General features: G+C 40.3%; 22 protein-coding genes. 2 read left to right on the top strand and 20 right to left on the bottom strand.

Annotated elements, in window-relative coordinates:
- Positions 1-117: 117 nt before the first annotated feature.
- From LD028_RS08160 to LD028_RS08195, 8 genes are all read right to left on the bottom strand, one after another.
- On the bottom strand, positions 118-1,665 hold the full coding sequence (locus LD028_RS08160) for an acyl-CoA carboxylase subunit beta (RefSeq protein ID WP_237811529.1): 1,548 nt from the start codon (positions 1,663-1,665) through the stop codon (positions 118-120).
- 5 nt (positions 1,666-1,670) lie between these two features.
- A complete protein-coding gene (locus LD028_RS08165) occupies positions 1,671-2,453 on the bottom strand; it encodes an enoyl-CoA hydratase (protein ID WP_237811530.1) in 783 nt (260 codons plus the stop codon).
- Positions 2,453-3,343 carry a hydroxymethylglutaryl-CoA lyase gene (locus tag LD028_RS08170; RefSeq protein ID WP_237811531.1) on the bottom strand — a complete coding sequence of 297 codons (891 nt, stop codon included), beginning with the start codon at positions 3,341-3,343 and terminating at the stop codon, positions 2,453-2,455. The genes LD028_RS08165 and LD028_RS08170 overlap by 1 nt, the downstream gene beginning before the upstream one ends.
- 10 nt (positions 3,344-3,353) lie before the next feature.
- Complete coding sequence (locus LD028_RS08175) at positions 3,354-3,566, bottom strand: acetyl-CoA carboxylase biotin carboxyl carrier protein subunit (RefSeq protein ID WP_012573911.1); 213 nt, start codon at positions 3,564-3,566, stop codon at positions 3,354-3,356.
- The gene (locus LD028_RS08180; RefSeq protein ID WP_237811532.1) at positions 3,559-4,920 is read right to left on the bottom strand and encodes an acetyl-CoA carboxylase biotin carboxylase subunit; all 1,362 of its coding nucleotides are present in this window, start codon (positions 4,918-4,920) and stop codon (positions 3,559-3,561) included. The genes LD028_RS08175 and LD028_RS08180 overlap by 8 nt, the downstream gene beginning before the upstream one ends.
- A gap of 11 nt (positions 4,921-4,931) precedes the next feature.
- Positions 4,932-6,608: an AMP-binding protein gene (locus tag LD028_RS08185; protein WP_237811533.1), complete on the bottom strand. Its 1,677-nt coding sequence runs from the start codon at positions 6,606-6,608 to the stop codon at positions 4,932-4,934.
- A gap of 12 nt (positions 6,609-6,620) precedes the next feature.
- The gene (locus LD028_RS08190) at positions 6,621-7,763 is read right to left on the bottom strand and encodes an acyl-CoA dehydrogenase (RefSeq protein WP_237811534.1); all 1,143 of its coding nucleotides are present in this window, start codon (positions 7,761-7,763) and stop codon (positions 6,621-6,623) included.
- 98 nt (positions 7,764-7,861) lie between these two features.
- The gene (locus tag LD028_RS08195) at positions 7,862-8,497 is read right to left on the bottom strand and encodes a TetR/AcrR family transcriptional regulator (protein ID WP_237811535.1); all 636 of its coding nucleotides are present in this window, start codon (positions 8,495-8,497) and stop codon (positions 7,862-7,864) included.
- A 164-nt stretch (positions 8,498-8,661) separates the two neighbouring features.
- Here LD028_RS08195 and LD028_RS08200 point away from each other — a divergent pair, with 164 nt between their 5' ends.
- Together LD028_RS08200 and LD028_RS08205 are read left to right on the top strand one after the other, a co-directional pair.
- A complete protein-coding gene (locus tag LD028_RS08200; protein ID WP_237811536.1) occupies positions 8,662-9,177 on the top strand; it encodes a DUF8052 family protein in 516 nt (171 codons plus the stop codon).
- Positions 9,174-10,793 carry a carbon starvation CstA family protein gene (locus tag LD028_RS08205; RefSeq protein ID WP_237811537.1) on the top strand — a complete coding sequence of 540 codons (1,620 nt, stop codon included), beginning with the start codon at positions 9,174-9,176 and terminating at the stop codon, positions 10,791-10,793. Before LD028_RS08200 ends, LD028_RS08205 begins: the two co-directional genes overlap by 4 nt.
- A 15-nt stretch (positions 10,794-10,808) precedes the next feature.
- On the opposite strand, the gene LD028_RS08210 is transcribed toward LD028_RS08205, so the two are convergent.
- From LD028_RS08210 to LD028_RS08265, 12 genes are all read right to left on the bottom strand, one after another.
- Positions 10,809-11,513 (bottom strand): DUF3298 and DUF4163 domain-containing protein, encoded by a 705-nt coding sequence (locus LD028_RS08210; RefSeq protein WP_237811538.1) that lies wholly within the window; start codon positions 11,511-11,513, stop codon positions 10,809-10,811.
- Between the two features lie 63 nt (positions 11,514-11,576).
- Entirely contained in the window at positions 11,577-12,620 is a 1,044-nt protein-coding gene (locus tag LD028_RS08215; RefSeq protein ID WP_006322498.1) for an NAD(P)/FAD-dependent oxidoreductase, read from the bottom strand.
- A gap of 93 nt (positions 12,621-12,713) precedes the next feature.
- Positions 12,714-13,499, bottom strand: coding sequence for a MerR family transcriptional regulator (locus tag LD028_RS08220; protein ID WP_237811539.1), 786 nt, complete (start codon positions 13,497-13,499; stop codon positions 12,714-12,716).
- A 73-nt stretch (positions 13,500-13,572) separates the two neighbouring features.
- Positions 13,573-14,052: a type II toxin-antitoxin system VapC family toxin gene (locus tag LD028_RS08225; protein WP_085789132.1), complete on the bottom strand. Its 480-nt coding sequence runs from the start codon at positions 14,050-14,052 to the stop codon at positions 13,573-13,575.
- Positions 14,037-14,318, bottom strand: a complete 282-nt coding sequence (locus LD028_RS08230; protein WP_237811540.1) for a hypothetical protein — start codon at positions 14,316-14,318, stop codon at positions 14,037-14,039. The genes LD028_RS08225 and LD028_RS08230 overlap by 16 nt, the downstream gene beginning before the upstream one ends.
- A gap of 65 nt (positions 14,319-14,383) precedes the next feature.
- Positions 14,384-15,010, bottom strand: coding sequence for a LuxR C-terminal-related transcriptional regulator (locus LD028_RS08235; RefSeq protein WP_237811541.1), 627 nt, complete (start codon positions 15,008-15,010; stop codon positions 14,384-14,386).
- Between the two features lie 12 nt (positions 15,011-15,022).
- Positions 15,023-16,030, bottom strand: a complete 1,008-nt coding sequence (locus LD028_RS08240; RefSeq protein WP_237811542.1) for a sensor histidine kinase — start codon at positions 16,028-16,030, stop codon at positions 15,023-15,025.
- Positions 16,027-16,752 (bottom strand): cell wall-active antibiotics response protein LiaF, encoded by a 726-nt coding sequence (gene liaF / locus LD028_RS08245; RefSeq protein WP_237811543.1) that lies wholly within the window; start codon positions 16,750-16,752, stop codon positions 16,027-16,029. The genes LD028_RS08240 and liaF overlap by 4 nt, the downstream gene beginning before the upstream one ends.
- Positions 16,753-16,825: 73 nt before the next feature.
- On the bottom strand, positions 16,826-17,449 hold the full coding sequence (locus LD028_RS08250; protein ID WP_237810707.1) for a PspA/IM30 family protein: 624 nt from the start codon (positions 17,447-17,449) through the stop codon (positions 16,826-16,828).
- Positions 17,450-17,463: 14 nt separating this feature from the next.
- Entirely contained in the window at positions 17,464-17,814 is a 351-nt protein-coding gene (locus LD028_RS08255; RefSeq protein WP_128999478.1) for a lmo0954 family membrane protein, read from the bottom strand.
- Between the two features lie 285 nt (positions 17,815-18,099).
- Positions 18,100-19,320 (bottom strand): MFS transporter, encoded by a 1,221-nt coding sequence (locus tag LD028_RS08260; protein WP_237810709.1) that lies wholly within the window; start codon positions 19,318-19,320, stop codon positions 18,100-18,102.
- Between the two features lie 95 nt (positions 19,321-19,415).
- Positions 19,416-22,481: an amino acid adenylation domain-containing protein gene (locus LD028_RS08265; RefSeq protein WP_237810711.1), complete on the bottom strand. Its 3,066-nt coding sequence runs from the start codon at positions 22,479-22,481 to the stop codon at positions 19,416-19,418.
- Positions 22,482-22,784: the final 303 nt, after the last annotated feature.

Consider the following 22,784-nt stretch of genomic DNA (forward strand, 5'->3'; position numbering starts at 1 on the left):
AGACAAATGCCCAAATGGAACAAAATGGTTGAAAGACAGGTGTCTTCCAACCATTTTGTCAACAGTCTGAGGCGATGTTAGAACACATCGCCTCCATTGTACCATATGTCTTGACAACTACACAGGGTAAACCCCATGCTTCCGTTCAGAAAATACAACATATTTCGACATGTATGCATCTAAACGACGAATGAGTTCAGAACGTAACTCATTCGGCGCAATAATGCCATCTATAACCATTTCAGAAGCGAGTCGGTAAATATCGATGTCTTTCCGATATTCTTCCCGCTTTTGTTCAATAAAAGCGGCGCGTTCTTCTTCTGGCAATTCGGCAATTTTATTGGCATACACCGCATTGACCGCGGCTTCTGGTCCCATAACAGCAATTTGCGCATGCGGAAAAGCTAAACAACAATCTGGTTCAAACGCTGGGCCTGCCATGGCATACAACCCCGCTCCGTACGCTTTTCGCACGATGATTGATATTTTCGGAACAGTCGCTTCAGACATCGCCGAAATCATTTTTGCACCGTGACGAATAATACCTGCCCGCTCGACTTTTGTTCCGATCATAAATCCAGGGATGTCTGCTAAAAAGATGAGCGGAATATGGAACGCATCGCAAAGGGTAATAAACTTTGCCGCCTTATCTGCAGAATCGTGAAATAATACACCGCCTTTCATACGAGGCTGATTGGCGATAATTCCAACGGATTGTCCGTTTATGCGCGCAAGACCTGTAATTAGCTCAGGGGCAAACAATTTTTTTATTTCACAAAACGATCCTTCATCAATAATTCGGTCAATTAAATCATACATGTTAAACGGTGCGTTTTGGTTTTTCGGAATAATTTCTTCAATTGTTTTTTGAAATGATTTTGGTTCTTTTGGTTCTACTACTGGTGGCTTTTCACTAAAGTTTGTAGGAAAATATGATAAATATTTACGGGCAAACGCAATCGCTTCTTCTTCCGTTTTCACAAGCACGTCCCCACAACCTGAAACAGAACAATGCATGCGCGCGCCACCCATTTCTTCTAGCGTCACTTTCTCACCGATAACCATTTCAGCCATGCGTGGAGAACCAAGATACATGGAAGCATTTCCTTCGACCATAATGACGATATCACAAAAAGCTGGGATATATGCCCCACCCGCTGCCGATGGTCCAAACAATAAACAAATTTGCGGCACTTTTCCAGACAGCTTCACTTGGTTATAAAAAATGCGTCCCGCTCCACGCCGTCCCGGAAACATTTCAATTTGATCTGTAATGCGAGCACCTGCCGAGTCCACTAAGTATAAAATCGGACAACGTAATTTGTCCGCTGTTTCTTGAATGCGAATAATTTTTTCTACTGTTCTTGCTCCCCATGAACCTGCTTTAACTGTCGAATCATTGGCCATAACGCATACCGTTTGTCCGTTAATTTTTCCGACCCCTGTCACGACACCATCTGCTGGCAGCCCGTCCGCTAAACAGTTTGCAAAAAAGGCATCTTCAAACTGCAAGCCATCATCAAACAACAGTTTTAAACGATCACGAACAAATAATTTTCCTTGCTCGGCGTTTTTTTCGTGATATTTGCGTGCGCCTCCTTGTTCAATTTGTTTTCGTTTTTGCTGTAGTTGTTCAACGAGTGACAATTGTTCGTTTGAAATCATATCTATTACTCCCCTTTGTACACCGGTTTTCGTTTTTCTTTGAACGCTTGCAATCCTTCTCGTCGGTCGCTTGTATGAATCGTTCGCTCGTATGCCATTTGCTCAATGACAAGCCCTGTTTGTATATCGACTTGTACCCCATGATTAATCGCTGCTTTTGCCTGAGCAACGGCAATCGGAGCGTTATTGGCGATCGTCGTTGCGATAGTAAGCGCCTCGTCCAACAATTGTTCTATCGGAACAACGCGTTCCACTAAACCAATCCGCTCCGCTTCTTGTGCGGATATGCGCTTCGCTGTGTAAATCATCTCCTTCGCTCGCCCAATACCAATGAGACGCGGAAGACGTTGCGTCCCTCCTGCACCTGGGATGATCCCAAGCGATGTTTCTGTCAGTCCCATGATCGCATGTTCAGCAGCAATGCGAATGTCACATGCGAGCGCCAACTCAAGCCCTCCACCAAAAGCCCCTCCGTTTAGTGCACAAATGACAGGCTGAGGCAGTTGCTCAAATCCATTAATCGTCTCCCGAATAAGCGCCACCGTTTGACGCACTTGCGTTTCGTTCATTTTTGCTCGCTCTTTTAAATCTGCTCCCGCACAAAATGTTTTATGTCCCGCCCCTGTGACAATGACTGCACGCACGTTTCGATTTAGCTTTAGTTCCACTTGAATGCGTTGCAATTCGTTTAACATTTTTACAGATAGAGCATTTGCCGCATCTGGTCGATTTAACGTAACAACTGCCACCCCTGCATCAATTGTGGAATAAAGAACAGCTTCCATCATCATGCATTCCTCCTTACAACGTGTGAATGGTGGCTCGTTAGCGGACGGCCAATTTTTTCTTCAATCCATCGCGCTGCTTCTGTCAATGGTTCAAGTTGAACACCACAATCGATACCCATTTGAGCAAGCATATATACTAAGTCGTCTGTCGCTAAATTGCCAGATGCGCCTGGGGCATATGGACAACCCCCTAGTCCGCCGAGCGAGCTATCAAAAGTAGTCATCCCCATCTGCAACGATGCAAACACGTTTGCAAGTGCCATCCCATACGTATTATGAAAATGAAGCGCCATCTTTTCAGCAGAAAACCGCTTTAATAGTTGTTCTAACGTCCGTTGAACTTGCACAGGGTTTGCAACACCGATCGTATCGCCAAGCGATAGCTCATCAATGCCAAGCTCAAACAATCGCTCAGAAACAGAGATGACGCGTTCAATGCTGACTGTTCCTTCATATGGACAACCAAATACGGTCGATACGTAACCACGAACTGTTTTATTTGCTCGCTTCGCCTCGTCAATGACTTCTTTTAATATCGGGAACGTTTCGTCAATTGATTTGTTAATGTTTTTGCGATTATGCGTTTCGCTCGCTGACATAAATACAGCCACTTCATCCATATTCGCGGCTAGTGCGCCTTCCAATCCTTTTTTGTTCGGGACAAGTGCAGCATATGTCACACCTTCTACCCGCTCAATACGAGAGGCGACTTCGTACGCATCTGCAAGCTGTGGAATCCATTTCGGGTGGACAAACGACGTCACTTCAATATATGACAAACCTGTTTTGGATAATTGATTAATCCACGTAATTTTATCTTCCGTTTGAATAAAGATCGGCTCGTTTTGCAACCCATCACGTGGACCGACTTCTTTCACCGTTACACGCATACATACCCCCCTATTCGATTTCGATTAATACGTCCCCTTCGTTTACGAAATCTCCTTCTTGCACATGAATTGCTTTGACAACTCCTCCCGCTTCCGTCGCGATCGGGATTTCCATTTTCATCGACTCTAAAATGACAACATCTTGTCCTTCTTCGACAACATCACCTACTTGAACAACGATTTTCCATACGTTTCCCGCCATCAATGCGACAACTTCATGCATGTGTTTTTCCCCCTTTTTTGTTCATATACATATTCACAAAGTTTGTTGTCGTATGTCCTTGTTGAAATGCTTCATGCGTTAATACAGCCGTTAGCATCGGAATGTTCGTTTTAATTCCTTCGATCTTATATTCATGTAATGCTTCAATCATAGTGGCGATGGCTGCTTGTCGATCGCTTCCTTTAGCAATACATTTCGCGATCATCGGATCGTAAAACGGGGTAACGACCGAGCCGCTTTGCACCGCAATTTCATGGCGGATATGTTCCCCTTCAGGAAGCTGTAAACGCGTAATCGTCCCTGGGGAAGGGAAAAATGTATTTGGATCTTCAGCGTAAATACGCACTTCGATCGCATGTCCTTCTCGTTTCACTTCAGCTTGTGTAAAAGATAGCTTTTCCCCTGCGGCAATGCGCAATTGTTGTTCGACAATGTCAATCCCTGTAATTTCTTCTGTCACAGGATGTTCTACTTGAAGACGTGTATTCATCTCAAGGAAATAAAAGTTTTTTTGCTCATCTACGAGAAATTCGATCGTCCCTGCATTTGTATATCCGATATGTTTTGCAGCCCGCACAGCCGCTTCTCCCATTCTCCGACGCGTCTCTTCGTCTAAAAACGGAGAAGGTGCTTCTTCTACAACTTTTTGATGGCGACGTTGAATAGAACATTCTCTTTCCCATAAATACACGCAGTTTCCGTGCGCATCAGCTAACAGTTGAATTTCAATATGACGCGGATTGTCAATATATTTTTCAACATACATCGCCCCATCTCCGAAAAAGGAAGCCGCGCGACTTTGATTTCCTTCAAATGCTTTTCGTAGCTGCTCTTCGTCATAAACAAGTTGCATGCCAATGCCTCCGCCACCTGCCGATGCTTTCAACATAACTGGATATCCAATGCCGTTCGCTACGTTCGTTGCATCATCGACATCAGCAAGCGGAAAAGAGATGCCGGGCACAATCGGCACCCCTGCTTCCGCCATCGTTTGTCGCGCTTCAATTTTGCTCCCCATTTTCACAATCACATCCGGTTTGGGACCGATAAACACGATCCCTTCCTCTTCGCACCGACGAGCAAATGTTGCATTTTCTGAAAGCAAGCCGTAACCCGGATGAATAGCTTCCGCTTTCGTTTCTTTGGCGATCGAAATAATTTTTTCGATATTTAAATAGCTCTCATTCACCCGCGCTTTTCCAACGATATACGCTTCGTCCGCTTGCTTCACATGAAGCGAATTGGCATCGGCTTCCGAATAAATGGCGACCGTTTGAATGCCGAGCTTTTGGCACGTGCGAATGATACGTAAAGCAATTTCTCCCCGATTCGCAATAAGTATTTTTGAAAACATTTTCTTCCCCCTTACACATGCTTTTTTTGTTCGACTCGCTCCCGCGCCCATTCGCGCAATTTAAATTTTTGAATTTTCCCCGATGCCGTCATCGGATACGCTGTTGTAAATTCGATATATCGCGGAATTTTATGACGCGATATATGCCCTTCACAAAACGAGCGAATGTCTTCAGGTGTGGCGTGTTCCCCTTCTTTTAAAATGATCCAAGCCATTACTTCTTCTCCGTACGTTTCATCTGGGACGCCAACAACTTGCACATCGAGCACTTTCGGATGTTTATATAAAAACTCTTCAATTTCACGCGGATAAATATTTTCGCCACCGCGAATGATCATATCTTTTAATCTTCCTGTAATGCGGCAGTAGCCGTTTTCATCCATTACGGCTAAATCGCCTGTATGCAACCATCCTTCTTCATCAATAGCCTCCTGTGTGGCTGAAGGATTATTGTAATACCCTTTCATGACATGATATCCGCGCGTGCATAACTCCCCTTGCACACCAGGTGGCACTTCTTGATTTGTAACGGGATCGACAATTTTCACTTCGACATGCGGAAGAGCACGCCCGACTGTTTCTACTCGCAATTCAATTGGATCATCTGTGCGTGTTTGCGTGATGACAGGGGAAGATTCCGTTTGCCCGTACGCAATCGTAATTTCTTTTGCCCCCATTTTTTCGATGACCGCTTTCATCACTTCAATTGGGCAATTCGAGCCGGCCATAATGCCCGTGCGCAAAGAAGATAAATCATATGATGCAAAATCCGGATCGTTTAATTCAGCAATAAACATCGTTGGCACGCCATGAAGTGCTGTGCATTTTTCATCTTGCACTGTTTGTAATACTTGCTTCGGATGGAATTGCTCAAGTGGCACCATTGTTGCCCCAACTGTCACACAAGCGAGCGTACCGAGCACACAACCGAAACAATGAAAAAACGGCACAGGAATACATAAACGATCTTCTTTTGTCAGTTTCATACATTCGGCAATGTAATACGCATTATTTACGATGTTGTAATGTGTAAGCATGACGCCTTTCGGGAATCCTGTCGTTCCTGAGGTATATTGCATGTTGATGACATCATGTGGATCGAGGGAATTCATTCGTGCATCGAGTGCTGCGTCTTCGACATATTCCGCCATGGCTTCGAGTGCTGCGTCTTCGACATATTCCGCCATGGCTAAGAGGTCATTCCATGAAAATGTTCCTGGATAACGTTGTTCACTTAATACGATGACATTTCGTAGCTGTGGAAGTCGTTTTGCTTGTAGTTTCCCGGGTTCACAGTAAGCAAGTTCCGGTGCAATTTCGTAAATCATGTCGATATAAGAGGCATCGCGATACTGTTCCATCAAAATAATCGTTGTCGCATCAGATTGTTTTAACAAATATTCGAGCTCGGCTGTGCGGTAATTCGTATTGACCGTAACAAGCACCGCTCCCATTTTCCCTGTCGCAAACTGGCACGCAAGCCACTCCGGTTTATTCGTTGCCCAAATCGCCATATGTTCTCCTGCTTCAATGCCAAGTTTCATCAACCCTTTGGCAACAAGGCGACAATAATCATTAAATTGACGATATGACCAACGCAACTGACGATCCGCATACACAACCGCCTCATGATCGGGATGCATCAAAGCCTTTTGTTCAAGCAATTGTCCAACTGTCGTATGAAGCATGCTTTCCCTCCTTTAACACCCTAATTGACGAGCAATGACGAGTCGTTGAATTTCTGATGTTCCTTCACCAATTTCCATCAACTTCATATCGCGGAGATGACGTTCAACGCCGTATTCTTTCATATATCCGTATCCACCGTGAATTTGAATCGCTTGATTACAAATGTGAAATCCTGTTTCGGAAGCAAATAATTTCGCATACGCCGCTTCTTTTGTAAACGGCTTGCCTTGATCTTTTAACCATGCCGCCTTGTACACCATATTACGCGCAAGTTCCAATTGCATGGCCATGTCAGCAAGTTTAAACTGGATAGCTTGAAATTTCGCGATCGGTTGCCCGAACTGTTTTCGCTCCTTTGCATACTGAAGCGCTTTCTCGAATGCGGCTTGTGCGATCCCAACGGCTAATGCTGCAATCGAAATACGTCCGCCATCTAGCGTGTATAAAAACTGCTTAAATCCTTTTTTCGGATCGCCTAGTATGTTTTCTTTTGGTACGCGCACATCTTGCAATACAAGTTCGCACGTATTCGATGCGCGAACGCCCATTTTGTCATAATGGCAGTTGATCGTAAACCCCGGGGCATCGGTCGGAACAATAAAAGCGGAAATAATATTTTTTCCTCGTTCATCTTTACCAGTGACAGCGGTTACAATGACTTGGCGGGCATATCCCGCATTTGTAATCCAACATTTTTCTCCGTTAATGACGTACTCATCGCCATCTAAAACGGCGCGCGTTTGTGTTCCGCCTGCGTCAGATCCTGCATTCGGTTCTGTCAATCCGAACGAACCGAACGTTTCACCTTTTGCCATTGGCACGAGCCATTTTTCTTTTTGCTCTTCTGTTCCGAAATAGTAAATTGGGCTTGCACCGAGCGATACAGCTGCCGCATAACTTAACCCTGTTCCACCGCACGCTCGACCAATTTCTTCAACCGCAATGGCGTAAGAAATCGTATCTCCCCCCGAACCACCATATTGTTCAGGGAACGGAATACCAAACAGTCCAAGCTCGCCCATTTTTTTGAATGTGTCAATTGGAAAAATGGCTTCCTCATCCCATTTCGACGCGTATGGGGCAATTTCCTTTTCCGCAAAATCGCGAACCATCTCTTTAATCATTTGTTGCTCTTTCGTTAATTCAAAATGCATCGCCTTTCTCCTCCTTTATAAAAATGAAAATATATGAAACCAACAAGCCTGTTTTTGTTTCAAACCGACTAGTTGGTCTGTACGCTATGCAACACTCGTCACTTGTCGCCTACATGCGACAAAAGAAATGATGAAATGTCTTCATCTCGCTTCGCTTCCTCTGTCAAGAGCGAATGTAAAATTAAATCATTGAAAGCAGCAGCAATTTGTTCAATCGACATCGGTCCATCAGGCTTATACCATTTATACATCCAGTTCACCATCCCGATAATCGACAACCCTGCAATTTCAACAGGCACTTCTGTACGAAACTGCTTTGCTTCAATACCTTCCCGAAGTACTTGAAAAATAATTTGTTTATATTGTTCACGTTTTGCATTGATTTTTTCAGCGTACTCCGGCTTTAAATACGCCGCCTCTTGATTGAACACCGTAATGTGTGGTTTATATATGTGAAAAACTTTAACAAACGACTGAATGATTGCACATAGCCGCTTAGTCGGCGTCTTATATTTTACATATGCTTCTTGCGCTTTATTTAGCACATACGTAATAAACACATCGTGAATGTGGTAAAGCAGTTCATCTTTCGACTTAAAATTATGGTAGAATCCGCCTTTTGATGCTCCACATTCCGCAACAATGCGATCGACCGTCACCCCGTGATACCCATATTTTTCGAACAACGTAAGCGCCGTTTCAATAATGCGATCTTTTAGTTGCTTTTCAACCATACGCGAGAACTCCTTTTCGTCTTATTTTAGCACAATTTTCTGAAAAGTTAAATGTTTTTTTATCATTCTGCTAAATAGTTTTTAAGGAAAAAACAACAAAAATATTGAAATGTTTTACATATTTAAGTATAATAATATTCAGAAAATTTAAAAAGGTGGCTACAATGAATACAAACAAATACGTCCATACTCTATCAACAATTCTTACACCTTATTTCAACATTTATCGGGATGAAAAGCTCGGCACCTTTTCTTTACCTTTTTATGCGCACTATCATCGGCGTGATGAAAAATATTTTATGACAAAAAAATCTAAAATTTGGGCAGTGGAAAATGAACAGTTCATTTTTGTATGGCAAAAAAACGACATCGTCACAAAAAGAGACGTCATACAATTTTCTGAAACATTTATCAACCATGTACCAAACTACATATCCAATCATCAAGATCATATGTCTACCGTTTTCATTGGTGCCATTGTCGCACCACACGCATGTGATGAAGCAATAAGGGAGGTGAAACACTTTCGAAAGCTTAAGTTTATTCGTTTCGGATTGCACGGTTGGCTTGAATGTTACATCGCTATTATCTCTTTAGACACGAAGCAATTATTCACTCATCGAAAAGCTCGATCGTTTACACATGTATTTGAAAAACCATTTGAGGAGGATGTGCGTTGAACTTACTCACTTTGTTACTTGTTTGTGGAGTTATTTTGGTCATTGCCTATTTTACATATGGACGATTTCTCGAAAAGCAACTACGAGTCGATCACAACCGTAAAACACCAGCACATGAAATGTATGATGGTATAGATTACGTGCCAGCAAAAAAACCTGTTTTACTCGGACATCATTTCGCTACAATCGCTGGAGGCGGACCGATCGTCGGGCCGATTACAGCTGCTGTGTTTGGTTGGTTTCCTGCTGTTTTATGGATTATGATCGGAGGCATTTTTATTGGCGGTGTTCACGATTATACTTCATTACAGGCTTCCATTCGTCATAAAGCACAATCAATCGGAACAATTATTAAGCAATATATGGGAAATCGTGGACAAGTGCTGTTTTTAACCTTCTCGATCGCCACGCTTATGCTCGTTGTCGGCGTGTTTATTATTTTAGTTGCAAATACGTTTGTCGCTGTTCCACAAGCAGCTACAGCGTCTGTATTATTCCTCGGCATTGCGATTATTTTTGGCTTTTTTGTTAATCAAATGCGAATGAACTTATTTGTAGCCAGCGTGCTTGGTGTCATTGCAATGCTTTTATCTGTATGGGCTGGCATTCAATATCCACTTTCGTTAAGTGCAACAACATGGTCACTCATTTTATTAGGGTATGCATACGCTGCATCGGTATTGCCTGTATGGTTTTTGTTACAACCACGGGATTATTTAAACTCATTTCTTTTATATGGGATGATTGCTGGGGCTGCTGTTGGTATGATTATCGCTGCACCGACTATTCAGTTCCCTGCGTTTACAGGTTTTTATCATGAAAAACTCGGATTTCTGTTTCCAATTTTGTTCATTACAATCGCTTGCGGTGCTATTTCCGGCTTCCATTCGCTCGTATCATCTGGAACGACGGCAAAACAGCTTGATAATGAGAAAAACGGGAAATTTATCGCCTATGGTGGCATGTTATTAGAAAGCTTTTTAGCCATCATCTCGGTTGGAACGGTTGCATATTTAACACAAGCTGACTTCACAACTCGTATGAGTGAGCTTGGTGGACCAATCGGTACATTTTCTGCTGGTGTTGGTTATTTTATGTCCCATGTCGGCATCCCAGAAGCAACAGCAGTTACATTTACCGCATTGACAGCATCCGCTTTCTTATTAACAACATTAGATTCAGCAACACGGTTAATGCGTTACGCCATTCAGGAGCTCGGTGAAGAACGGACAAATGCATTTAAAAATAACCACGTTGCCACAACGGTTGGTCTTATCGGTGCTGGGGCACTTGCGTTATCGGGAACATGGCAATCCGTTTGGCCGCTGTTCGGAGCAGCAAACCAAATGCTTGGGGCACTTGCTTTGTTAGCTGTTTCCGCATGGCTCATGAAAATTGGTGCCAAATCGTTTTATGTTGTCATTCCGATGGTGTTTATGCTCGTGGTGACCATTGCTGCCCTTTGCGTATTAATGTACCAAAACGCTTTAGCACAAAACTGGCTATTAGCTGGCTCCTCTTTCGTTCTTTTCGTCTTATGCATTTTCTTAGCGATCGAAGGATGGAGTGCCATGACAAAAACAACAAAAAAAGAAGTCGTCTCTTATCATCAATAAACGAAGCTAGCGCTTTTATTGCGCTAGCTTCGTTTTCATGTACGGTCGCAAAGTCGAAAACGGAATAAGAAATTCACGAATACCGGCAGCGTACGGGGCAATTTCATATAGACCATAATAAATAACGATACCATCTTTCGTTATATAGTAAGGTTGATCATCTGGCATCTTTTGCACGACGGCAACAGCGTTGTCAAAATACAAATCGTTTTCTTTTTTGATTCGAGCAATTACTTCGCCTATGATCACTTGTTTGTAGTTCGTTCCTTTTTTAAATAAGTCGCTTATTTGCAACGATTTCCCTGTATGGAAATCGAAATTGTTTGGCACTTTCACTGTCATTCCGTGCGCCCCACCTGTATAGCTATATAACGTAACAGGAATGCTTAAAATGCCATGTTGATTGTACGTCACTTCATAATTGCTGACTGCTGCATGCAATCGATATGGAAATCCTTCCTTTTTGCTTATTGCCATATTTTCTCGCGCTTGCTTTTCTACTTCACGCTTTAAATCAAGCGACTCCTTACGCAATAAACGATTGACTTGGCGCTGGAAAGATTGGTTGATCGATCCGGATACGATCGGAATGTTCAAATCGACTTCCATCAGTTCATTTGTATATTTTATTTGCTTCGTTGTCACATGAAGTGGGTGGCTGTACGCTGTCAATATAAATAACATCAACGCCATCATCCATATGTTTCGTTGTTTGAACACGATGTTCACCTCGTTTGTTTTACCGAAAGTTTGCGTTAAAACAAACGAATTTATGCATTACTATTATTTTAACATTTGTTTCACTAACTCTCGATTTCGCTCCTTAAACGCTTCGTGGTGAGATGAAACCATCGCATACGGATCGGCAGTTGGTTCAATAAACCGTTTCGCGCTATTTACTGCATTCGCTGCGTCTTGGAAAGCCCCTGTAAGTAAATATAACTTCCCATCATATTTCAAAATATCTCCTGCTGCATATAAACCTGGAATAGAACATTCACCTTTTGCGTTCCCTGCAACATAATGATCGTCTACCATTTGAATTGGCAGCTCGCTATTCATAAGCAATGAAGCATCTCGTTCATACCCATGGCTAATAATGACATCATCTACATCGAGTTTAAACACATCGCCCGTCTCATGATTTGTCAATACCACTCGCTCAATCGTTTCATGATTCGCACTAGCAACTAATTTTGTAATGGACGTATGAAAAAAGCAAGTTGCTGAACTATTCAATAATTGCGTCACTGGCGCTTCATGCCCTTTTAACGATTCATTGCGATAAGTCACATATACTTTTTTGGCAATCGGCACGAGCTCATTTGCCCAATCAATCGCTGTATTTCCCCCGCCTGAAATGATCACCGTTTTCCCTTTAAACTGTTTTAACGATTTCACCGTATAATGTAAATTTGTAATTTCAAATTTTTCGGCTCCTTCAATTTGAAGCTTTTGCGGTTTTAATATACCGCTTCCTACTGCAATAATGACCGTTTTCGACACATGTTGTTGTCCGGATGATGTTTGTAAAACAAATATCCCATCCTCTCTTCGCCGAATCGCTTCAACTTTTTCATTTAATACAACGGTTGGATGAAAGGTCATCGCTTGTTTAACAAGTTGCTCACGTAATTTCTCTCCCGTAATCGGAGCATGTCCCCCAACATCCCAAATCATTTTTTCTGGATACACATGCAATTTCCCACCTAATTGTGGCTGATATTCAATCAGTTTTGTTTTCATTTCTCGAAGTCCACTATAAAACGTCGCATACAGCCCCGCCGGACCGCCTCCAATAATCGTCACATCGTATAGTTGTTCCATCGCTATCACCTTTTAAATTTGATTATCATTCTCATTTAAATATACATCTTTTTTCAAACTTTTACAATGTAAAAAAGACAGGCTTATGCCTGCCTACTTTTTGCCTGTGTAAATGAAAATGGCGTCACGAAGAAACTCCGCCATTCCTGGCTGTTTTTGATCGTAGTATGCTTTAAACCGTTCATCATCCACATACATTTGTGCCAATCCTGCATGTGCTTCTTTTGAGTAATGGTCCCAAAAATAGCCTAACCATTGACGATGCAAATCGGCTGCTTTTTGGGCAAGCTCTCCCGCTGGGTCGCCAGTCAAAAACGCTTCATGCAATACGCGCAATACTTCTTCGCCAAGCTTTGTTACTTCTTCGTATTGTGCTTGCGTCATGTTTTTTACTTTTTCGTTTGATTTGTTCACTTGCTCATCGCCGTATTTTTCCCGAATTTCTTTGCCATATTTTCGTTCGTTCTCGTCAATGATCTGCTGTTTAAACGCCTCAAATTTTTCTTTGTCGCTCATCGTTATTCTCCCTTCTTTCGCTAATATTGTTTTTTCGACATTGGCGATTAACGCCTCTAACCGCCTCCGTTCTGCCAAGAGTTTTTCGCGATGCTGCTTCAACGCCTGTACGTCGTCAAATGACGGGGAGGTGATGATTTGCTTAATCGTTTCTAAATCCACCCCGAGCTCACGATAAAACAAAATTTGCTGGAGTCGGTCGACCTCTTTCGTTCCGTATATACGATAACCCGATGCATTCACTCTCGCTGGCTTCAAAAGACCGATTTCATCATAATATCGTAGCGTCCGGCTCGTCACCCCCGCCAATTTCGCTAGTTGCTGCACCGTATACTCCACGCGCTCACCTCCTGACAATTTCATGATAAACGTTTACGTAACGTCAATGTAAAGCAAAAAAAAATAAAAAATCTCGCCATAAAATTAGGAGTTTTTGCTACATGTTTTCTCTCTTTCTTTTATACATTTGTTGAAATTCTTGAAAGTCGGTATGATTTGTAATTGGATTGATGAGCGGAAAATCAAAGTGTTCACTTATCCATTTAAAATCTTTATCATTATTACTAACTAACGGGATGCGATGTACAATAGCTGTCGCCGCAATGAGCGCATCTGGTCCTTTCGGAACTCTTCTACCCAGTAATTTTGCCTTTCTTCTAATTTCGCCTGCCTTCATAGCAATCGGACTAGTAATATCAATAATTTCATCTATCATCTTGTATACGTAATCCTCTCTAATTTGCTTAACGATTGGATTCGTTTCAATTTCGTAGTGAGACATGAGTTCCATTTCAATTACAGTATTAATGACCAATGATTGTTCACTTTTAATTAATTCACGTATATAAAAAACAACATCTGGATAACCCATTTCGTGAGCGACCCAGATGTTGCTATCGATTAACTTTCGGCACACGCTTCATCCTCCCGATCATATTCTCGATTGGCAATTCGAATGCTTTCTTCTACTCCCTTTACGCTAAAACAATCAGCACTCCCTGCTAGTTTTTCAGCGAGGGCTAACTTCTCTTCTTTCGTTAACCGTTTTCTTTCAGGTTTCAATATGACCTTATCTCCTTCTTCAATAATCATGATGGGATGTTCCGTTTCAAATAAAATGCTGTTTTTCCGAGAATAAACCCACCTTTTCAACAATTCAAAATCATTTGCTGAAATACGCATCTCCACCCCTCCTTTCAATATTTTTACCTTATTATAACAAATTTCGCACCGTACACAATATGCAATTATTTAACCAACCCGTGTTTAAACGCATAAATGACCGCTTGCGTTCGATCTTGCACGCCTAGTTTCGCTAAAATGTTGCTCACGTGGACTTTGACCGTTTTTAATGAAATAAACAACTCGTCGGCAATATCTTGGTTCGTTTTTCCTTGCGCCATTAACAACAACACTTCCATCTCGCGACTCGTTAGTTGTTCGTGTGGAAGCGATGGTTTCCGCACGCTGTTCATCATTTTTCCCATCACTTCTGGTTCAAATACCGATTGTCCATGAAACGTAGCGCGAATCGCATTCGCAATTTCGCTCGCTTTCGATGTTTTTAACATATAACTGACTGCCCCTGCTTCAATCGCTGGATATACTTTATCATCGTCTAAAAAACTCGTCACAATCATAATTTTCGCTTCCGGCCAAGCGCTTATAATTTGTTTCGTCGCTTCAATGCCGTCCATCGGCTCCATCACTAAGTCCATTAAAATCATATCTGGACGAAGTTGCAGGGCAAGTTCTACCCCTTTTTCCCCACTTTCCGCCTCTCCGATAACTTCCATATCCGGTTGGGCCGATAAGTAGGCAGAAACGCCAAGCCGCACCATTTCATGGTCATCAACAAGCAATATTTTAATCACACTACTCCCCCCTTACACAAGCGGTACTTTCACTTCTAACCGAGTTCCTTTATTTTTTACGCTAACGATTTTTAACGTCCCACCGATTTCAGCCGCTCGTTCGTACATATGCTGTAAGCCATAAGAGCCGCTTTTTGTCCGCTCGACATCAAAGCCCACTCCATCATCCGACACGCGCAAAATGACAAATCCATCTCGTTCAAGCAACAATACTTCTAGCATCGTCGCTTTCGCATGACGAAGCGTATTAGATACCGATTCTTGTAAAATACGGAATAAATGATCTTCTACTCCACGATCAAGCGTCACGTCTTCGATTTTCCATTTGATCTCCATCGGCACTTTTTGCGCAAGTTCCGTTAACAGCTCTTTCATCCCATCTTGAAGGGATTTTCCTTTCAGTTGTACGGGACGCAAATGAAGCAATAATGCCCGCATTTCAAGCTGAGATTGGTGAATCATTTGTTCAACGAGCTTCAGTTGCTTTTTTCCTTGTTCGCTTCCTGTATACGTTTCCATGAGCGCGGACATCATCATCGATGCGGCAAATAGTTGTTGGCTCACGGAATCGTGCAACTCGCGCGCTAGGCGATTTCGTTCCTCTGAAATAATTCGCTCGATGAGTTCTTCTTCGTTTTCCACTTTTTCTGTTACTAATTTTTGGGTAAGTTTCGTTTGTTCAAACCAATGTTTTTGCAGTTTCTCGATTCTTCGCCATACATCATCAAGTTCTTTTGCCGTATGTTGACGCGATAGCTCGGTATTTCCTTGTTCGATTTGAAACAACGCATGTTCAACCGCTCGCCATTGTTTTCGCCAAAACCAATCGAACGAAACGCCAAAAAGCACGCCGATAACCCCGCTTGCCATAAATAAAAAAGCGACAAACGGCACACCAAGCACTGTTTCGTTCCATAATGCCGACCACTTCGCAGGCGGAAATGTGAGAGCGTATGAAAGAAATAATATAACCGCAACGGTCAAAGCCAGAAGCAACCCTCCAACGATATGCCGATTCATATCCGTTTCACCTCAACGTTTCCAATCGCCATCGAGGTGATGATTTTTAGCTTCTGTTCAGCAGTTTCATACGTTGGCGTTTCATAAATAAACGTTTGGTTCCATAGCCGCTCCGTTTCTCTCGAAAAAATAGACGCTGCCCCAAACAGTACGGAATGAACGACACTTACTTCCATTTCGTATGGAACAAAAATGTGTACGTTGCCAATCCAGCCACGAACGACGACGACCGCTTCCCCTTTCGGAACGACCGCATAGCTTAAATCAATCACTGTATCGCCAATGCCTGTTTGAATGTTCACATCGCTCCATTCATACGCACGCTCCGGCGTTTTTTGCCGACCGAACAACATGTTTTGAAAAAGCGGCTGGCGAAAACCGACTTCTGTTTCTGCAAAGGTTGTTGTCCTCTCTGGACGAATAACAGCAGGGTGTCGCTTTGACTGGGCGAACTGAATGATCGCATAAAACAATAGGGCGACAAGCAAAAACCTGAATGTCACCATCGTGAACACGTGCACTACAAGACCGATGCACCCAAACCAAAAGGCGATTTTCCCAAGTTTCCGATGCCATTTTTTTCTTCCAATATAAATAAATCCTGCCGAAAAAAGAACAGAAAAAATAATGCCTGGATGAAAAAACGCAATTTCTAGCGCCAAAATCATGAGCGCCAGAAGCACTACCCAACTAACATAGTCGGTCGTTTTTTGTCGATCCATGGGGCATCCCCCTTTCAACAATAACTCCATAAAACGAAAAAGGCGCAACAACGTACGCCTTTAGCATATATGTTTATTGCTCTTGCTGCAACCGCTTTTCTAATTCAGCGATGCGAGCGTCAATCGTATGGCGATAATAGTCTGACTGCACTTGTTGCTCGAGGCGCGCTAAATAGGACTCTGTATCCGCGAACGTAGTAAGCGCTGGGCTTGCATACCCGTCTAATACACGATTCATGCGATAATGCGCCCGTGCGATATTTTCTCGCCCCATCAGTTCCATGCGGCGCATATGCATATCTTTTAGTTGATGTTTCATTTGTTCGTATTTCTTTTCTAGTTCCAATAACTGTTCGTTTGTTTGCTCAAGCAATTGCTTTAATCGCGCCGCCCGCTCTTCGTATTGCATTTGCTCATGAGACGCAAATGCAAACAGCTCCGATTCTCCTGCTTTTGAGGCAATATCCGCCTGTTTTTTCCGCTTTTCCGCCAGCTGCACAGCTTCGCGATATTCGCGCGTAAACTGCTCTTTTAATACGTATTGCCGCTCAAGCAGCTTTCGTACTTTTTCTACTTCTTGTTCGCATTGGCGTAAGTATTCATTTAGCACCGCAATCGGATTTTTCTTTTCTTTTTCGTCCAACCATTCATGAATATCTGCCGAAATCATCGTTTTCATACGAGAAAGTAAACCCATTGTTCTTCGCTCCTTTAATAATGTTTTTGTAGCTCCGCCCATTGTTTTTCGAAGTTCACGAACGGATCGTCAACGACTTGCACCACTTCTTTCGGTTCGTTCCATTTTTTATACACGACATACAGCACATACGCTGCGACGATAGCGACAAGCGCCGGCACATTCGACACGCTCACCATCAGCGCAGCCAAGCCAATGAGCGCCCAAACGATTTTGCCGAACGTCGAATCGGCTTTGAAAAACTTTTTGACCGCATAGTACAAAATCGCCAAGCTGATCGCTAATCCAACGAGCGGCCCGAGGTGAAACATAAGCACGAGTACAGCAAGTCCACCTGCAAGCAATAACCCGATTTTTTTTAACATCCCTTTCGCCTCCTTCCTTGCTTTCATCTTACCGATTCTCATCTTTGTTCATCATGTCCCATAGCTATATTTTCAACTACGACTCAAGGCGTATTTTTAAGTAATAAAGGTCTTTTCAATGAAAAAAAGCCGCCATAAAACAAAGCGGCTCCATCTCCCTTCTATTGTATTTACCTCGTTTTCCAGCGATGAAAAATGAGATCATCTCTAACATATGAAATAAAAGAAAAAACAACATTGTTAGTCTATGGAGCATTTCGAATAATACCAAACTCTACAAAAGTCTTAAGCCTCTATCCGTTTTTCGGAGGTACGCTGATGCTCCAAAGTACTTTTATTAAAAAATAGTATAAAAACACTTAAAACTATACCTATCCCTATTATAGGTAATAGTCCTTTATAAAAATAATCACCTAAAAAACCGAAAACCGTATTTCCTATCGGCATAAAAATTATCGCAATTGTAAATATAAAAGAAAATACCCTTCCTAATAGCGCCTTATCAATATTAGTCTGTATATAAGTGAAAAAAAGAACATTAAATCGTGTTAGGAAAAAACCAAAGAAGAAAATTACTCCATATAATACATAGAGATTACTGAAGAATATCAATAAAATAAAAACACTACCACATAGAATTAATTCTCTAGAAATATGAACTAACTGAGATTTGCCTTTAGAAAAACTTAAAAGGAAAGCCCCTATAATTCCCCCTAATGCTTCCGATGACAAGGCTAGGCTATAAATAGTACTATCTTTGTATAAAGAATTAACTAGCACAGGCAAAATTATGTTATAACCCGCTATAAAAAAATTCACTAGAGATACCGCTATAAGTAGCCTTATCAATAATGGCTCTCTTCTTACATACTTAAAACCTTCAATAAAATCTTTAAAATATGACTTTTCTTTATTGGATTGGATATAACTATATTTAATAAAAAATTCCATAAAAGCAGATATTAAAAAGGAAACACCGTTAATTATAAATATCGCACTTATACCAATAAAATCCAGAGAAAATAACCATGCGCCTACTATCGGCCCGGAAACTTTAATGATTTCCGAAGATGTCGTTAAATAGGAGTTAATTGTTTTAATTCGATTCTCATCAATAATCTCAGGAATAATTGCTCTCATTGTAGGCGAAAACAAGGAAAAGGAAATACTTAGTGCAATATTCACTGCGATAACTAAAGGAATGTTCACATTTCTGTCATCGACAAAAAAGCCTAATATTATACACATTGATCCAGCTATAATATCCGTTACTATCAGTATGTTTCTTTTATTGAGACGATCTGAAAGCACTCCACCAAAAAGATTAATAAGTACTGATGGAATTAAACTAATAGCTGTTACGACACCTAAAACTTTCGCACTACCAGTCACATCCACAATCCACCAATTCAAAGCGATCGCAAAGATTACACTCCCCAGCTGGGATGTGGAGTTACCAAACAAAACAAGAAATTCATTCCTACTAAGCATAATATCACCTATCATCAATTGTTTGTCTTATAAATATAGAGGTATATAACTCTGCCTGTTTCTAAGGATCAGACAATTCCTCATTAAACAGACAGAGTTAAATAATTGCATCACGATCTAAAGTTATGGATACTACTAAAAATGCGTTCCTCGGATACATGAAGATCTTTATACATTTCCTCGTTTAAGTTAGCTGGCTTGTTTAAAAACGCAATATAAATATGGTCTTTTGTTGAAAAAGAAGTGATAAAAAAAGGATTATCTTTCAAAGCACTTAAGTTTCTTCTCGTTTCTTCTAATGATTCTAACATGACATTTAATTGCTCATTTTTAATTGTTCCTAAGTAGTTTGTCTTAGCAACCGGGTTGATACCGTAAAGATGGTATAAGTCTTTATGGGTTTCGCTCATATTTGGAAAACCTTTTGCAAACAGATAAATCGGATTGAATCCATCTCTATACATGGAATGAACTTCTTCCATCCTACTTTTAAATTCCTCAAATGTTTCTTCTGGTTTTCCTAAAAGAACCATCGAAGTATGATAATCACCTATACAATTACTGAAATCTAAATCTTTATATTTCCTTATGTTAACAATCGTTTGATAGATGAACTCTTTTTGTCCAATAACCCTAGCTAGAATCTGAGTACTGATATAATTCATTTTATCGATTATATCGAATGTCGTTCTGAGTTTACTATCAAAATGAAACTTCAATACTAACAAATCATCACTACTTTGTACTCTCGCCCTATTGATATTGACTTTTAGGAGTTGTTTCGTGTAATTACAATTACTAATAGACTCTAATTTATTTTTACTATCCATAAACTCTATGAAATCTTTATATTCCGGTCTACTTTCTAATTTATGACCGTTTAATACATTCATAAATTGTTTAATCAAAATGTGTTTATTAGATAAGTCTGCAATGTTGTGGGATAACACAAACACCACAATGTACTTTTGATGTAATTCAAAAATCGCAACAGTATATAGCAGCTCATCTAAAGGGTTGTTTAAGACGACTTCCGCCATCGTTTTAGTAATTTCTTCAACGAGTGAATTTGCACTATCATGGGAATATTCAGATAGATTAAATAATGGTATTTCATAGCTATCCATATCTAATTTAACCTGTTTAAATACAATCTGTTCATTATCCACAGAAATGACAGACCTTAATAATTCATTAGATAGAATAATATCTTTACAAACTTCGATAATCTTTTCTATTTTAAAATCTTTTTTTACGTCAATTTTGATGTCAATGACACTATTAAAATTATCTTTAATGTAATTCTTTTGGTGATAATATACTGGATAAACTTTCTCTATTGCACCTAACAATTTATTATTCTTATAGTATGACCTAGAGACTTGCGATTTTATATGATCGATGTCAATATCTTCATTTGCATTTCGAACCTGTTTAGTTATTTCATTTTCCTGCTCTAACCTATTTTCTATATAACTTGCTAGTTCACTAACATTTTGGTGATTATATAAAACAGATTCGTCTAAATTGATGTTATAGTAATTCTCTAACTCTATAATTACAGATATGACATCTAATGAATCACCACCTAAATCAAAGAAGCTGTCATATAAAGACATACGATCTATATTTAAAGTTTCCCTGAATATACGTAAGATGTTTTTCTGCGTATCGGTAACAACATTTTGAATAACATTTGATGGAACGTCAGTATCACCATAATAAGACATAAGCGCCTTCGTATCTATTTTTCTGTTAATCGTTAGTGGAAATTGATCTATTTGTTTATAAAAGTTCGGAATCATATATGAAGGCAAAAAGTTTTTCAAAGTCTTCTTTACGTCATCGGATTCGATTGCTTTTTTCCCTTGATAAAAGCAATAAAGTTTATTGTTTTCATATAAGACCTTAACCATGTTTATTTCTTCTATTTCTTTCAAAATAATATCTTCAATCTCCCCTAATTCTACGCGAATCCCATTTATTTGAACCTGATAGTCTTTTCTTCCTATGAACTCTATGTTTCCATCGCTTAATCTTTTAGCATAATCCCCTGTTTTATAATATTTTTTTCCATCTATAAATAGGAATCTCTCGTCATTGATAGTAGGTAAATTCAAATATCCCTCGGCAACTCCCTCACCGGAAATATACATCTCCCCCTGCGTATCTATTGGTACCTCCATTCCCTTGGAGTCTAAAATTTTAATTTGTACCCCATCAAGCTCTTTTCCGATCGGAACACTTAAACGATTAAAATCATGATCAATTCTATAACGCGTTGCATATACTGTACATTCAGTTGGACCATATAGATTCTCAATACAAACATTTTTTAAATACTTCATAGCTTTATGAGCAAGGGAAACTTTGAACTCTTCACCTGCTACCATTAAATATTTTAAATTTCTATCTAATTTATCAATATCATCCTTACTTAATTTATCTAGCATCAAATTTAAAATTGCAGGCGAGAGTGCCATATGTGTTACTTTATGGACTTCTATTAAATGAGCCAGTTTTCTAAAATTACGTGAGTTCTCTTGTGTCGGTATTACTAAAGCCCCCCCGCCGTAAATCCAGCCAAAAATTTCAACAACGGAGACATCGAAGGTGAATGGTGTCGATAAAATATACTTGTCATCTCTAGAAACTGGATAGTATTTCTGCATGTTATTGAGTATATATTCTAAATTTGAATGCGAGACTTTAACACCCTTTGGCTTTCCTGTACTTCCAGAAGTGTACATTAAATAAGCTAAATTTCCATTTATTTCATCAAATAATTGTGAGTAATCCGACGTAATAACATTTCTAATATTAATTTGATCAACGTTTACATTTAACAGTTCACCCGTATTTTTTAGAATAATTTTGCTATTTGAATCCTCTATTAACGTATTGATGCGATGAACTGGATATTCTGTAGATATAGGTAGATAGGCAGCACCTACCTTTAATACTCCCAAAATACTTATAATCATTTCTGGACATGGGGGCATATAAATTGGAATAAAAGCATTTGTATTATAATTATTTTTATATAAATAGTTTGCCAACTTTGATGATAGCTCATCTAATTGTTTGTAAGTCATTTTCTGATCTTCGTATATAATAGCTGTAGCTTCAGGTATTTGCGAAACTTTATCTTTGAATTTTGCTAAAACATCACTCAAACAAATCACGCTCCTAAACTAATAATTTTTTTATTTTTATAAAAGTAAATTTAACGCACAAAAACATTTATTGTTAGTCTAGCTGAAACATCGTTGGCCTTTCTGAGATAAATGGCTTATAATCCGATGAAACAGTTTTGTAAATAATATACTCTATAATATCCATAATCTCCTCCCTAGCGTTGACTGATGTTAGTCTAGATTATAGACACAACGAATAGAGAAAATGTACAGTAACTATTCATCCCGATAGTAGTATGTAAAGAAGCGCAACACAAATAGGGCATCCCTGTGATAGAAAAT

The sequence above is a fragment of the Anoxybacillus sp. LAT27 genome, assembly GCF_022030075.1.
Lineage (GTDB): Bacteria > Bacillota > Bacilli > Bacillales > Anoxybacillaceae > Anoxybacillus > Anoxybacillus kestanbolensis.